Annotated in this window: 12 protein-coding genes; 7 read left to right on the top strand and 5 right to left on the bottom strand. The window is 67.2% G+C overall.

What is annotated here, in order from left to right; translation table 11 throughout:
* Positions 1 to 16 precede the first annotated feature (16 nt).
* On the top strand, positions 17 to 304 hold the full coding sequence (locus tag ACY9XZ_RS10145) for a DUF7545 family protein (protein WP_463456928.1): 288 nt from the start codon (positions 17 to 19) through the stop codon (positions 302 to 304).
* Positions 305 to 323: 19 nt separating this feature from the next.
* On the opposite strand, the gene ACY9XZ_RS10140 is transcribed toward ACY9XZ_RS10145, so the two are convergent.
* Both ACY9XZ_RS10140 and ACY9XZ_RS10135 read right to left on the bottom strand, forming a co-directional pair.
* A complete protein-coding gene (locus tag ACY9XZ_RS10140; RefSeq protein WP_463457483.1) occupies positions 324 to 983 on the bottom strand; it encodes a 2,5-diamino-6-(ribosylamino)-4(3H)-pyrimidinone 5'-phosphate reductase in 660 nt (219 codons plus the stop codon).
* A 44-nt stretch (positions 984 to 1,027) separates the two neighbouring features.
* On the bottom strand, positions 1,028 to 1,486 hold the full coding sequence (locus tag ACY9XZ_RS10135; RefSeq protein ID WP_463456927.1) for a hypothetical protein: 459 nt from the start codon (positions 1,484 to 1,486) through the stop codon (positions 1,028 to 1,030).
* 241 nt (positions 1,487 to 1,727) lie between these two features.
* On the opposite strand from ACY9XZ_RS10135, the gene ACY9XZ_RS10130 reads away from it, so the two are divergent.
* From ACY9XZ_RS10130 to ACY9XZ_RS10120, 3 genes are all read left to right on the top strand, one after another.
* Positions 1,728 to 3,008 (top strand): Single-stranded DNA binding protein, encoded by a 1,281-nt coding sequence (locus ACY9XZ_RS10130; RefSeq protein WP_463456926.1) that lies wholly within the window; start codon positions 1,728 to 1,730, stop codon positions 3,006 to 3,008.
* Positions 3,005 to 4,729 carry an RPA family protein gene (locus ACY9XZ_RS10125; RefSeq protein WP_463456925.1) on the top strand — a complete coding sequence of 575 codons (1,725 nt, stop codon included), beginning with the start codon at positions 3,005 to 3,007 and terminating at the stop codon, positions 4,727 to 4,729. Before ACY9XZ_RS10130 ends, ACY9XZ_RS10125 begins: the two co-directional genes overlap by 4 nt.
* A gap of 66 nt (positions 4,730 to 4,795) precedes the next feature.
* On the top strand, positions 4,796 to 5,545 hold the full coding sequence (locus ACY9XZ_RS10120; RefSeq protein WP_463456924.1) for a metallophosphoesterase: 750 nt from the start codon (positions 4,796 to 4,798) through the stop codon (positions 5,543 to 5,545).
* Between the two features lie 19 nt (positions 5,546 to 5,564).
* On the opposite strand, the gene ACY9XZ_RS10115 is transcribed toward ACY9XZ_RS10120, so the two are convergent.
* Entirely contained in the window at positions 5,565 to 6,413 is an 849-nt protein-coding gene (locus tag ACY9XZ_RS10115; RefSeq protein ID WP_463456923.1) for a class 1 fructose-bisphosphatase, read from the bottom strand.
* 177 nt (positions 6,414 to 6,590) lie between these two features.
* On the opposite strand from ACY9XZ_RS10115, the gene ACY9XZ_RS10110 reads away from it, so the two are divergent.
* The gene (locus tag ACY9XZ_RS10110) at positions 6,591 to 9,425 is read left to right on the top strand and encodes a DEAD/DEAH box helicase (RefSeq protein WP_463456922.1); all 2,835 of its coding nucleotides are present in this window, start codon (positions 6,591 to 6,593) and stop codon (positions 9,423 to 9,425) included.
* A 36-nt stretch (positions 9,426 to 9,461) separates the two neighbouring features.
* Here ACY9XZ_RS10110 and ACY9XZ_RS10105 read toward each other — a convergent pair whose 3' ends face one another.
* Positions 9,462 to 10,205: a sporulation protein gene (locus tag ACY9XZ_RS10105; protein WP_463456921.1), complete on the bottom strand. Its 744-nt coding sequence runs from the start codon at positions 10,203 to 10,205 to the stop codon at positions 9,462 to 9,464.
* Positions 10,206 to 10,312: 107 nt separating this feature from the next.
* On the opposite strand from ACY9XZ_RS10105, the gene ACY9XZ_RS10100 reads away from it, so the two are divergent.
* Positions 10,313 to 10,921 (top strand): zinc ribbon domain-containing protein, encoded by a 609-nt coding sequence (locus ACY9XZ_RS10100; protein WP_463456920.1) that lies wholly within the window; start codon positions 10,313 to 10,315, stop codon positions 10,919 to 10,921.
* A 35-nt stretch (positions 10,922 to 10,956) separates the two neighbouring features.
* On the top strand, positions 10,957 to 12,714 hold the full coding sequence (locus tag ACY9XZ_RS10095; RefSeq protein ID WP_463456919.1) for a MutS-related protein: 1,758 nt from the start codon (positions 10,957 to 10,959) through the stop codon (positions 12,712 to 12,714).
* Between the two features lie 2 nt (positions 12,715 to 12,716).
* Here the strand turns inward: ACY9XZ_RS10095 and ACY9XZ_RS10090 are convergent, their stop codons facing one another.
* On the bottom strand, positions 12,717 to 13,178 hold the full coding sequence (locus ACY9XZ_RS10090; protein WP_463456918.1) for an SRPBCC family protein: 462 nt from the start codon (positions 13,176 to 13,178) through the stop codon (positions 12,717 to 12,719).
* Between the last annotated feature and the right edge of the window lie 102 nt (positions 13,179 to 13,280).

Below are 13,280 nucleotides of genomic sequence, written 5' to 3'. Positions count from 1 at the left end.
CCCCGGAGTCGATAGCATGGCAACTGACACTGTCACGCTGACTATCGACGACGGCGAGGAGACCGACGAACTCACAGTCCCGAGCGAACTCGTCGACATCCTCCGAGAGTCACCGGACGAGACGGACCCGCAGGTCGTCGGAGACATCGCGATGTTCGGCATGACCCAGCGGATTCACAGCGCCGTCCACCACGCCCAGGGCGAACCGGACGAACAGATCGTCGCGCTCGAAGAAGAGACGAGCAAGCTGTTCGAGGAGCGCTTCGGCCAGTCCTTCGCCGAGCTAACGGGCCACGACCACTAATTTCCGGCTGACTCAGTTTCTAGAACTGCCAGTGGAGTACGACGCCGTCGTCGACCCGTTCGACGTCGGCCAGCTCCGGCTCCGGGAAGTCCTCGACGAAGCCGTCGCCGTCGGCCAGCGTCGGCGCGTCCCGGCCGCCGATGACCTTCGGGCCGATGTAGATGAACAGCTCGTCGACCAGCGCCTCCTCTAGCAGGCCGAAGATGAGTTCGCCGCCGCCCTCGACCATCAGTTGGTCGATACCGTCGCCTTCCAGCTTCGCCAGGGTCGTCGTCAGATCGACCTTGTCCTGCCCGGCGGCGATGACGTACGCGCCGGCGTCTTCCATCTCCTCGATGAAGTCCGGTGGCGCGGCTTCGCTGACCAGCAGATAGGTCTGGGCGCGGCCGTCCAACACGGTGGCGTCCGGCGGCGTCCGGATGCGAGAATCGGCGACGACGCGGGCGGGGTTTTCCGGGTCGCCGCGGTCGACCCGGGCGGCGCGGCGGTCAGCGTCGTCGACGGTCAGCGAGGGGTCGTCGGCGAGGATCGTGCCGACGCCGACCATCACGGCGTCGCTGTCGGCTCGGAGCTGGTCGACGCGGTCGAAGTCGTCCGGCCCGGAGATAGCGATCTGTTCGCGGCGGCGGGAGGAGAGCTTCCCGTCGACACTCATCGCGGCGTTGACGACGACGTGCATACTCATTCGTACCGGTGACCGGTCAAACGGCTTTTGGGTTACGGTCAGGAAGGGTTCGTCTCGGGGCGCTTCGAGAGCTTGCGGACGTCGAGTTTCTTCACGGTGCCGTCAGCGGTTTTCAGCTTCAGTACCGTCTTTTTCAGCACCAGTTCGTCGACGTCGAGCGTTGTTTCGGTGGTCCAGCCCCGAAGCCGGACCATGCCTTCCTCGTCGATTTCGAGGAACGTGCGGGGCTTGCGCTGAGAGCCCATCGTCCACTCCTCGTCGCCCACGGAGAGTTCCTGCCCGCCGCTTTTCGCCCAGCGGAACACGCAGGCGAACTGCTCGCGGGGTTCGTCGCCGCGGTCGTGATCGACGCGGGTCCACTGCTCGAAGTCGACGCCGAAATGGGCGGCCCACAGCTCCAGGTACTCGAAATCGAACTTCTTCGTGCCGTCGTTGTTCCGACCGCTCCGCCAGATGACGTGGGCCTCCGAGGGCTTCGATCCGAACATACTGCCCATAGTCAGATCACCGGTAGACCACCTGTATTATTATATTCGATACTACCGTCCCTGGGTAGCCGACCGAGGTCAGAAACAGACGTTATTTCGGTTTGAGACGTTCCGACGGTGTCAGCGCCCATATTCTGAGGGACTACAGTATCATAAATAAGAATTGTGGGCGATCCTGTCAGGGTGTGGCCGGTCGTGTTACACGGCTGGCCGAAAACGCTTTTGAGTGCTCCCACCGAACCCTCGGTCGATGTCTCTCGAAGACCATGCCGAGGAGCTCGCCTCCGACCTCGGTGTTGACAAAGAGGAGGTCACACGCGACCTGGAAAACCTCGTGAACTACTCCGTCCCGATGGACGAGGCCAAGCAGAGCCTCAGGCGGAAGTACGGCGATGGCGGCTCGGGCGGCGACGGCACGCCGTCGAGCAAGGCCATCAGCGAGGTCTCGACCGACGACTCGAACGTGACAGTCACCGCCGTGGTACTCACGTCCGGCCGTCGGTCCATCCAGTACAACGGGGAACAGCACGTCATCCGCGAGGGCGAACTCGCCGACGAGACGGGGAAGATATCCTACACGGCCTGGGACGGCTTCTCGGGCGACCTCCAGCCCGGCCAGACGGTCCGGTTGGGCAACGCCGGCGTCCGCGAGTGGGACGGTAAACCGGAGCTCAATCTGGGCGACAGCACCGACCCCGAGGTCGTCGACGAAACGCTCGACATCGACTACGATGTCGGTGGCCGCGCCACGCTGCAGGACCTCGCGCCGGGCGACCGCGGCATCACCGTCGAGGTGCGAGTAATGGAGTGCGAACAGAAGGTCATCGACGGCCGCGACGGCGAGACGACGATTCTCAGCGGCGTCCTCGGCGACGAGAGCGGCCGGCTCCCCTTCACCGACTGGGAGCCGCACGAGGAAATCGAGGAGGGCGCGTCCGTGCGCCTCGAAGAGACGTTCGTCCGCGAGTTCCGCGGCGCACCCTCGGTGAACGTCTCCGAGTTCTCAGCGGTGACCGCGCTGGACCGTACGGTCGAGGTGGCCGAAGACGCGCCCCGGCTGTCGATCCGCGAGGCCGTCGAGAGCGGCGGCCTGTTCGACGTGGAACTGGCCGGCAACGTCATCGAAGTCCGGGACGGCTCCGGCCTCATCGAGCGCTGTCCGGAGTGTGGCCGCGTCATCCAGAACGGCCAGTGCCGCTCCCACGGCGCTGTCGAGGGCGAGGACGACCTGCGGACGAAGGCCATCCTCGACGACGGCACCGACACCGTCACCGCGGTGCTCGACGACGAACTCACTGCCAGGGTGTACGGCGGCGACCTCGACGACGCCCGCGAGCACGCCCGCGACGCGATGGACAAAGAAGTGGTCGCAGAGCGCATCAGCGACCGCATCGTCGGCCGCGAGTACGTCGTCCGCGGGTCGCTGTCGGTTGATGAGTACGGTGCGAACCTCACCACCTCGACCTTCGTCGAGGCCGACGACGACCCGGCGGCGCGTGCGCAGGCCCTGCTACAGGAGGCAGACATATGAGCGAATCCGGAGACAGCGGCCCCGGCCGCCGGGAGGTCGCCCATCGGCTGTTCGCCGCGGAGTTCGACGACGCCGACTTCTCCTATTCCGAGTCCGACGAGGAGCGAGCGCCGAACTACGTCGTCACGCCGACCGGCGCGCGGGTCAACCGCCTGTTCCTCGTCGGCGTCCTCACCGAACTCGAACAGGTTAACGACGACGTGTTGCGCGCCCGGGTCGTGGACCCGACCGGCCCGTTCGTCATCTACGCCGGCCAGTACCAGCCCGACGAGCTGGCCTTCCTCGAAGCCGCCGACCCGCCGATGTTCGTCGCCGTCACGGGCAAGGCCCGCACGTTCCAGCCCGACGACAGCGACCGGGTGTTCACTTCGGTCCGGCCCGAGAGTATCAGCGAGGTCGACGCGGACACGCGAGACCGCTGGGTCGTTCAGGCCGCCGAGCAGACCGTCTCGCGCATCGGCCGCATGGCCAGCGCGAAACAGGCCGGCCTGGCCGGCGACGAACTCAGGCTCGCGCTGCTCGATCAGGGTATCGACGAGAGCGCCGCGGCCGGCATCACGCTCGCGCTGGACCACTACGGCACGACCGGCGACTACCTCGATGCGCTCCGAACGACGGCGCTAGACGCCGCCCGCGTCGTCGCCGGCGACACCGACGAAGCGGAGGGGCTGTCGCTGTCACCGGGCGACGGGACCGACGACCCGATTCCGCTACTCGCCTCCCTCGACCTCGACACTGACGTGTCCACGCCTGAGACGACGACGGACGAGGCAGGCGGGGACACGCCGGCTGGGGAGCCGGCAACGGAGTCGGAAGTCGGCGAGCCGTCGACGGAGACAGCGGCTGACGAGCCGGTGGCCGAGCCGACAGGGAGCGACGCGGCCACAGACGAACCGGGGGCAGAGCCGGCGACCGAGAACACTGCCACCGACGAGACGGCGGCCGTGTCAGAGTCGCCGTCGGATGCGGAGTCCACGACGGTCGACGCCGAGACGGAATCCCCGACGACGACCGAACCGGAGCCGTCGTCCGACCTCGGTGATGATGTGAGTAGCGAGACGCCGGGAGCGGGCGACACCGCGGCCGACACCACCGAGCCAGAGCCAACTACGTCGACGGCCACGGACAGCGACACGGCGACGGACGCGGACGACGACCTCGGCGAGTTCGATCCGGAGTTCGAACTAGACGAGGACGAGCGCGAGGAGATCGAACAGGAGTACGGCACCGACTTCCAGACGGGCACGGAAGTCGACGAACCCGGCGAGGCCGGCATCGAGACGCCGGATCCCGACGAAGAACTGGCCGCCGAGGCGGACGCGAGCACATCGGTCGACAGCGAGCCGGAGTCCGAATCCGCCTCCGAGCCCGAGTCAGAGCCGGAGCCGGAGCCGGAATCCGACGAAGCGACCGAAACAGCGCCGTCGGCTGATGGAGACACGTCGGAGGACGCGGCGGAAGCGACCGCAGAGCCGGCGGCCGAAAGCGACGGGGCGGACGACGCCGACGCGGAGCCAGCCGAGGACGTGGACCTCGAAGACGCCGTCATGGAGGTCATGGAGGAACTCGACGACGGCAGCGGGGCCGACCGCGAGGAGCTGCAGGCGGCGGTCGTCGACCGTTACGGGGCCGACGCCGATGCGGTCGACGACGCGATTCAGGACGCCCTGATGGGCGGTCGGTGTTACGAGCCCGACGACGGCAAGCTCACGCCGATATAGGACGGCGGTACCAGAGCCGCACCGTCACCGCGGCGCTTTTCTCGCCCGACGGCCAACGGTACAGCGATGCGTGTCGAACCGCTCCCCGGCGTGCCAGCGGCCACAGTCGATACTGACGGGGAGCGACTGCTGGCGGTGGCCGACTACCACGCCGGCATCGAAGCGGGGCTCAGATACGAGGGCGTCGAGCTGCAGTCGGCCGCGGCGGATCGTCGAGAGCGACTGCTGGCGTGTCTGCGCCGCGCCCGTGCCGACCGGCTGGTGGTCGTCGGCGACCTGGGCCACGCCATCGGCGACCCCTTCGAAGACGAGCGGGCAGAACTCCACGCACTGTTCGAGGCAGTGGATGTGCCCGTGACGTTGGTGAAAGGGAACCACGACGGCGGCCTGGAGCCGGTTCTCTCGGAACTCGACGCCCAGGTCGAGGTGACGCCGGGACACGGGACCCGCATCGGTTCGGTCGGGTTCGCCCACGGCCACACCTGGCCAGCGCCGGACGTGCTCGGGGGCGACGTTCTCTGTGTCGGCCACGAACACCCAGTGGTCCGGCTTGAGGACAGCGTCGGCGGGACACAGAAGGAGCGGGCCTGGCTCCGCGGCTCGCTGGTGACTACCCCCTTCTCGGAACAGTTCGACCAGCCAGTCGAGAACGCGCCCGATATCGTCGTCTTCCCGGCGTTTAACGACCGATCCGGTGGCACCTGGGTCAACGTCGACGGTCAGGAGTTCCTGGCCCCGTTCCTGCCTGAGGGAATGGCCGATGTTGAGGCGTTCCTGCTCGATGGGACGCGGTTGGGAGCCTACCAGCAGGTCTGATCGGGGTATCTGGACCTGTTTACGGTTCTGAAAGTTCCGCTTCGAGTTCGTCGACCAGTTCGGTGTTGCCGAGGAACGTCTGTGTTCGGTCGTGGATGCCGTCCGGTTCGACATCGAGTAAGGACTGCGAGCCGTCGCTGGAGGCCCCGCCGGCTGCCTCCACGAGGTACGCGAGCGGCGCTGATTCGAAGTGAACGCGGAGTTTGCCGTCAGGATACGCCGTCGTCGCGGGATAGCCGAACAGCCCGCCGTATTCGAGCACCTGTGCCAGGTCGGCGACGGTCGCGCCGCCGTAGCGGAGCTTCAGGTCCTGCTCGAACGATTGGGCGATGGCGTTGAACGCGTCACTTCGCTCGCCGGTCTTGCCCGCCAGGCCGACCACTGTCGCCTCCGCTGGCAGTTCGAACTGGCCCCAGCGCTCGCTGTGGCCGTCCCGGAGGAGGTGCTCCTGGACGACGTCGCGGTCGGAGCGGGCGATGGTCAGCGTCGTGTAGGGGCCGTACAGGACCATCAGCGATGCGACCATCTTCCGACCCGGAGCGGGCAGTTCGGCGTCGTAGATGCCGATGATCGTCCCCACGGAGTTGTTCGAGGCGAGGTTCGAGGAGCCATCGAGCGGATCGATGGCGATGCTGTACCCCTCGCCGCAGTCGATCACCTCGCTGCGCTCCTCGCTCGCGTACGCGCCGATACCGTCGATGTACGCCAGCGCGTCGAAAAACAGGTCATCCGCCCACACGTCGCCGCCGACCTGTTGTTCCCCGCTCGGGTTCTCGCCGGCCGATCTGTTGGCGTAGTTCGCCAGGTTGCCGCTGACGTAATGCGCCGTATCTTTCACCGCCCGTTCGATCTCATCGAGCGTGTTCACGGGCCATCACCGATCGAAGTTACACAGACGTCAATCATGGTTCGACATATCTCTGGGCAACAACATAAGGCTGTACCCGTCGCACCCCTGCAACGCGCACAGTCCCCTGGGTACCGACGGCGTACGAGAGGCGCTGACACAACGTGTTTAACCCGATGTAGTCGCTAGAGAGGCGCGATGACTGACGGGGTCGCTCGCGGCGATGATGCCTTCACTGCGCTCGGACCGGCCGTCCGTAGTGCGCTCTCCGAGCGTGGCTTCACGACGCCGACCGACCCCCAGCGGAAGGCGATCCCGACCCTCGCCGCCGGGCGGGACGCGCTGGTGGTCGCCCCCACCGGAACCGGGAAGACGGAGACGGCGATGTTACCGGTCTTCGACGCGCTGGCCGAATCTGAGGACCGCTTTGGCATCGGCGCGCTGTACATCACGCCGCTCCGAGCGCTCAACCGCGACATGCGCCAGCGGCTGGACTGGTGGGGGGAGACGCTCGGCCTCGAAGTGGACGTCCGCCACGGCGATACGACGGACTACCAGCGCCAGAAGCAGGCCAACGACCCGCCGGACGTGCTCGTGACCACGCCGGAGACGCTGCAGGCGATGCTCACCGGGTCGAAGCTCCGGACGGCGCTGGAGGATGTCGAACATATCGTCATCGACGAGGTCCACGAGCTCGCCGCGGCCAAGCGGGGCGCACAGCTAACGGTCGGGCTCGAACGGCTCCGTGAACTGTCCGGGCAGTTCCAGCGCATCGGGCTCTCGGCGACCGTCGGCGATCCCCACGAGGTCGGCCGGTTTCTCACCGGCGGGCGGTCGTGTGCCATCGTGGAGGTGGACATCGGAAGCCGGCTGGACATCGAGGTTGTTCGGCCCCAGATTACCGACCGCGACGAGGAACTGTCGAGCACGCTCGTCACCGACGCCGGCACGGCCAGCCATGTCCGTTACATCGCGGATCTCATCGACGACCACGAATCGGTCCTGCTGTTCGTCAACACCCGCCAGACCGCGGAGGCGCTGGGATCGCGGTTCAAGGAACTGGGGACCGACCTGGGCGTCCACCACGGTTCGCTGTCGAAGGAAGCGCGAATCGACGTGGAGGACCGATTCAAGGCCGGCGACCTCGACGCCCTGCTGTGTACCTCCTCGATGGAGCTGGGCATCGACGTGGGCCACGTCGACCACGTCGTCCAGTACGGCAGCCCCCGGCAGGTGTCCCGCCTCGTCCAGCGGGTCGGCCGCGCCGGCCACCGGCGAGATCTCGTCTCTTCGGGCACGGTCGTGACGACGGACACCGACGACACGCTGGAGGCGCTGGCGATAGCGAGACAGGCCGAAGCCGGCGACGTCGAACCGGCGGAGATCCACGACGGAAGCCTCGACACCGTCGCCAATCAGATCGCCGGGCTGGTGATGGACACCGGTGAAATCCGGGCGATGCGGGCCTTCGAGATACTGACCCGGGCGTACCCGTTCCGGGACCTCGAAGAGGCCCAGTTCAAGCAGGTCGTCGAGGAGCTCGCGGCGAACAACGTCATCTGGCTCGACGAGGACCGAGACACCCTCGAAAAACGCCGCGGGACCTGGCAGTACTTCTATCAGAACCTCTCCATGATTCCCGACGAGGCCACCTACGACGTGGAGGACGTGGCCTCAGGCCAGCAGGTCGGGACCTTAGACGAGAAGTTCGTCGTCAACTTCGCCACGCCCGGCGAGGTGTTCGTCCAGCGCGGTGAGATGTGGCGCATCACGAACATCGACGAGGAGGAGGAAGTCGTGACCGTTTCGCCCATCGAGGATCCTGCCGGCGAAGTTCCCTCGTGGGTCGGCCAGGAAATTCCGGTCCCAAGAGCCGTCGCCGCGGAAGTCGGCGAACTGCGCCGCGTGGCTGGTCGGCAGTTGCAGGACGGCGCTGAAACGGATGCCGTCGCCAGAGACATCGCGACCCGCTACGCCGCCGGCCCGGAGACCGTCGCCGACGGCCTTTCACAGGTCGAGAAACACGAGGGACCGATCCCCGACGACACGACCGTCGTGGTGGAGTTCCACGGCCGGGAGGTCATCGTCAACGCCTGCTACGGCCACAAGATCAACGAGACGCTTGGACGGGTCTTATCGGCCCTACTTGGCCAGCGAGCCGGCGAGTCCGTGGCGATGGACGTCGACCCCTACCGGATTACGCTGGAAGTTCCCCGACGTATCACCGCCGGCGATGTCATCGAAGTCATCGAGGACACCGACCCCGACCACCTCCCGGCCCTGATCGAACTCAGCCTCAAGAACGCTGACGCGCTGAAGTTCAAACTCGCACAGGTCGCGACGAAGTTCGGCTCGCTCAAGCGCTGGCGCGGCCGCGGGTCGACGGATTTCGGCCGCGACCGACTGCTGGCAGCCCTGGAAGACACGCCGATGTACGACGAAGCGCTGCGAGAGGTGCGTCACGAGGACCTCGCCATCGATGCGACGGCCGACCTCCTCCGAGACATCCAGCGCGGCGACGTGGCGCTGGAAACGGTGGGCGAGCACACGCCGATTGGAACCGGCGGAAGCTCCTCCGGGCGTGAACTCCTCTCGCCGGAGAACGCCGACGCGAGCGTCATCAAAACCGTCAAGGAGCGCATCCAGAGCGACCGCGTCATCCTCATGTGTCTGCACTGCCAGGAGTGGGACCGGAAACAGCAGGTCGAGCGCGTACGCGACCAGCCGTCGTGTCCGCAGTGTGGCTCCACCCGCATCGCCGCGCTCAACCCCTGGGCCGAGGAAGTCGTCTCGGCCGTCCGAACCGACGACAAGGACGAGGAGCAGGAGAAGATGACCGAGCGCGCCTACCGCTCGGGGTCGCTGGTCCAGAGCCACGGAAAGCGGGCGGTGGTCGCGCTGGCCGCCCGCGGCGTCGGGCCGCACAACGCCGCCCGCATCATCAATCGCTTGCGCGAGGACGAAGACGAGTTCTACCGGGATATCCTCCGGCAAGAGCGGGAGTACGCGCGCACGCAGTCGTTCTGGGGCTGAGGGCTGGCGGGTGGGCAGCAGGCACGCGACAGCGCCCTAACTCAGGTCCCGAATCGCCGCCGCGAGTCGTGGTTCGATAGCCCCGGAGTTGGGCTCCGGCGCTTCGACGGTGAGTTTCGTGTGTCGTTCGTCGGCATCGGTCACCGCGGAGAGCAGTCCGGTGCTGCGGTCGACCTCCAGATACAGTGTGAGCCGGTCGTCGTCGAACACCGGGACGATTTCGATTTCGTCGACCGTGCCGAAGAACTCGCCGCGCTGGGGCCGGAACTCGAACTCCTGAGCGAAATCAGCCGAGATCGTGAACAGGCTCCCGGCCGTCGCCTGGCAGGCCGACGAATGCAGCGCAAAGCCCAGCGATTCCAGCGCGTCGAACACCGCCTGCGTGCGATGTGTCGGTTCGACCTCGATGTAATCCTCGTCGCCGGGATCGACTGCCAGCGAGATGTCGAGGCCGGTCTCGATTTCCACGGCCGTCGAGCGCGTGGTCACCGGCGTCTCCCGGGGAACCTCGATTGTGGTCTCGAAGCGACGCTCCTCGTCGGCCGCGATGGTGAACGGTTCGGTGAGTTGCCACTGGTCGATGATGGCGTCCTTGTACCCCTCGTCGGACTTGTACTCAGTCTCCAGAGCGAAGTATACCGCATCGACCTCCTGCTCGGTCGTCCCTCCCTTGACGCGGACCTCAGCCTGTATCGATTCGCCGGCTCTAACGGTGTCTCTGGGGAGGATCGTGTCTACCGTGGCCGACCCGATACCGATTCTGGAGAGCACCTCTTTCATCGCTGTTGTGAAATTCGCCCGTCATGTGGTATAAGCTTCGGGGAGAGGGAGTCGAAATAATATCCGATTGCCGGGTAACTCAAGCCCCTTCACACGCAACGGGAGATATGACCGAGTGGCGCGAGGCGTCGGATCCCGTTTGTCCGGAGTGTGGCGAGCCGCTGGAGCCGACAGCGATGGCCTGCCCCCACTGCGAGGCGTCCCTGCTCACTGACGAACAGGCCGAGATGCTGGACGAGCGCCTCACCGACACGCTGGAGTCGATGGACCGGGGCGCGCCGACGTGGGCCGTGGCCCTGACTGGGCTCTCGCTCGGCGTCGCTATCGCGCCCCTCGTGCTGTATGCCGTCGTCATCGTCGTTGGGGACCTCTCACTCGGCGTGGCCGTCGGCATCCTGCTTTCCGGGTGGCTCGGCCCGGCGGCGTATCTCTCGCGGCTGCGCAACCCTAGCGAGGTGCTGGCCCGCGGGCTATACCTCGTCGTGGCCGGCGTCGCTGTCGTCGTTCTCGCTGTGGGGTACGAGGTACTCCTGTCGGACGGGCCGTCCGTCGTCTCCGAGCAGACGGCGCTCGTGTCGCTCGTCCTCGCAATTCCGGCCGTCCTCGGAGTGCTTATCGCACGGCGGGCGGCCCGCCGGGCTGACCGGCAAGCCCGCGGGGAGCCGGGGTCGTTACACGAGCGGTTCGATATCGACGACGACGAGCCCGGTAACTGAAAACGCCTAAGCGGGCCGCCCGCCTCCACCCGTCCATGCGACTGGAGGAGTACTGGGGCATCGGCCCGAAGACGTCCGAACTGCTCACCGAGGAGCTGGGCGTCGAGCGGGCCATCGAGGCCATCGAGTCGGCGGATACGCGTGCGCTAACTACGGCCGGCCTCTCCCGGGGGCGCGCGACGCGCATCCTCCGGCGGGCGACCGGGGCCGAGTCGATGGATCTGCTCGCCACCAGGGACACCCGCGACGTGTACAAGGAACTGCTCGACCTCGCCGAGGAGTACGCGGTCACCGAGGACGCGGCCGACAGCATCCGGGTGCTGACGCCGCTGCCGACCCGCGAGGCGATGGACGAGCGGCTGGACGACGTGCTCGAAGCGCGGGACACCTGGGCCGACCTCGCCGAAGACGATCAGCGGGCCGTCCTCGATGCGTTCGACGCCTACGACGCCGACGGAGGCGAGCTGGCCGCGGTCGACGTGGCGCTCGCGCTTCGTGACACCGGCATCGAACGCGGCGTGTTCGAACCGTTAGCGGCCCTCGACGGCGAGTCGCTGTCCGCCGGCCGGGCGGCACTCGCCGGCCTCGCTGGCGACGGGGAATCGGTCGGCGAGGGAGCCGACGAGGAACTCGACCGCCTGCGCGACCAACTGGGACAGATCGAGGACCTCGCCGCCACCTCGATGGAGGTCGTCGAGGCTGTTCAGGAAGGCGCGCGCCGACCCGACGAGTTCCAGGACGCGCTGGTTCGGCACGTTACGGGCGAGACGGGCATCGACGCCGCCCGCGTCCGCGACGCGATGCCCCGCGAGGCGACCGACGCGCGGGACTTCGTTGACGTGGCGCTCCGGGAACTCCGGAGCGGGCTCCGTAGCGACGTCCAGGAGCGCGAGGGAGCCGTCGCCGACCGGCTAGAAGACGACCTCGCGGACGCACGCGAGGACATCGACACCGCTGTCGCGGCGGTGGACGACATCGCGTTTTCGGTGTCGCTTGCCCGCTTCGCCATCGCGTTCGACCTGACGCGGCCGACGTTCGTCGAGGACCGCAAGACCATCGCGGTCAAGCGAGCCCGGAACCTCACAATCGCAGATGTGGAGAGCGTCCAGCCGATCACCTACGCTATCGGCGACCACACGCTGGAGTTGGATCGGGCGAACCAGCCACCGACTGGCGACCGGGTGGCCGTCCTGACCGGCGCGAACTCCGGCGGGAAGACGACCCTGCTGGAGACGCTGTGTCAGGTGCAACTGCTGGCCCAGATGGGGCTGCCGGTCCCCGCCAAGGCCGCCGAAGTGGGCATCGTCGACACCGTCGTGTTCCACCGCCGGCACGCCTCCTTCAACGCCGGCGTCCTCGAATCGACGCTGCGCTCGGTCGTGCCGCCGCTGACCGAGAGCGATCGGACGCTGATGCTCGTCGACGAGTTCGAGGCCATCACCGAACCCGGCTCCGCCGCCGACCTGCTGCACGGGCTGGTGACGCTGACCGTCGACCGTGACGCCCTGGGCGTGTTCGTCACCCACCTCGCGGACGACCTCGAACCGCTGCCCACCGAAGCCCGTGTCGACGGCATCTTCGCCGAGGGACTGAACCAGGACCTCGACCTGCAGGTCGACTACCAGCCCCGGTTTGGCACCGTCGGCAAGTCCACCCCGGAGTTCATCGTCTCCCGCCTCGTCGCCAACGCGAGCGACCCCGTCGAGCGCAACGGCTTCGAGACGCTCGCCACGGCCGTCGGGGAGGAAGCGGTCCAGCGGACGCTCTCGGATGCGCTCTGGACCGACGAGTAGCGTTACGCCGTGCCGGCGGTGGCCTGCACGTTGCCTTCGACCGCCTCGGCGACGTTGTCAAGCAACTGTCGGACCTCCCGCCGATTGTACCACCTGATGAGCGGCGCGAGAAGGAACTCCGGGAGCGGCCCCGGGACCTCGTAGTCGGCCGCGTAGGTGAGCCGCGTCCCATCGTCCTCCGGCTCGAACCGCCAGGCGATCCGGCCGGCTAGGTCACCGCTCATTTCGTACACGATACGGTCGGGGGGCTCGTACGTCGATGCGCGGACCTCGCCGGTGAACGTGACCCCGAACATCGTGTACTCGTAGGCGGCACGGTTCCCGCCGTTTGGTAGCCGCTCGATGCGCTCGGCGCGGGTCAGACTCGGCGTGACGGCCGCCTGGTTCGACGGTTCGTCCATGAACGCGAACACCGTCTCGACGGGGGCTTCGAGCCAGCGGTCGTCGGACGTGTGTACCGTCATGCGGACTGCTTCGCGCTCCAATCCCTTACAGGCTCGGCCACACAGTGACAGCAGGCCAGTCCGGGATCGGGAGCCACTGCGACCGGTGCCGGCGACTACAGC

It is taken from the genome of Haloarcula sp. HT12 (assembly GCF_055271655.1).
Note: the sequence above shows the minus strand (reverse complement) of the source record. Positions and strands in the feature narration are given on the sequence as shown.

What these genes read in the sequence shown, in the direction of transcription:
- ACY9XZ_RS10125 (WP_463456925.1), top strand. Translation starts at nt 3,005, where the DNA reads ATGAGCGAATCCGGAGACAGCGGCCCCGGCCGCCGGGAGGTCGCCCAT.
- ACY9XZ_RS10100 (WP_463456920.1), top strand. Translation starts at nt 10,313, where the DNA reads ATGACCGAGTGGCGCGAGGCGTCGGATCCCGTTTGTCCGGAGTGTGGC.
- ACY9XZ_RS10135 (WP_463456927.1), bottom strand. Translation starts at nt 1,486, where the DNA reads ATGGGCAGTATGTTCGGATCGAAGCCCTCGGAGGCCCACGTCATCTGG.
- ACY9XZ_RS10105 (WP_463456921.1), bottom strand. Translation starts at nt 10,205, where the DNA reads ATGAAAGAGGTGCTCTCCAGAATCGGTATCGGGTCGGCCACGGTAGAC.
- ACY9XZ_RS10145 (WP_463456928.1), top strand. Translation starts at nt 17, where the DNA reads ATGGCAACTGACACTGTCACGCTGACTATCGACGACGGCGAGGAGACC.
- ACY9XZ_RS10140 (WP_463457483.1), bottom strand. Translation starts at nt 983, where the DNA reads ATGCACGTCGTCGTCAACGCCGCGATGAGTGTCGACGGGAAGCTCTCC.
- ACY9XZ_RS10095 (WP_463456919.1), top strand. Translation starts at nt 10,957, where the DNA reads ATGCGACTGGAGGAGTACTGGGGCATCGGCCCGAAGACGTCCGAACTG.
- ACY9XZ_RS10110 (WP_463456922.1), top strand. Translation starts at nt 6,591, where the DNA reads ATGACTGACGGGGTCGCTCGCGGCGATGATGCCTTCACTGCGCTCGGA.
- ACY9XZ_RS10090 (WP_463456918.1), bottom strand. Translation starts at nt 13,178, where the DNA reads ATGACGGTACACACGTCCGACGACCGCTGGCTCGAAGCCCCCGTCGAG.
- ACY9XZ_RS10130 (WP_463456926.1), top strand. Translation starts at nt 1,728, where the DNA reads ATGTCTCTCGAAGACCATGCCGAGGAGCTCGCCTCCGACCTCGGTGTT.
- ACY9XZ_RS10120 (WP_463456924.1), top strand. Translation starts at nt 4,796, where the DNA reads ATGCGTGTCGAACCGCTCCCCGGCGTGCCAGCGGCCACAGTCGATACT.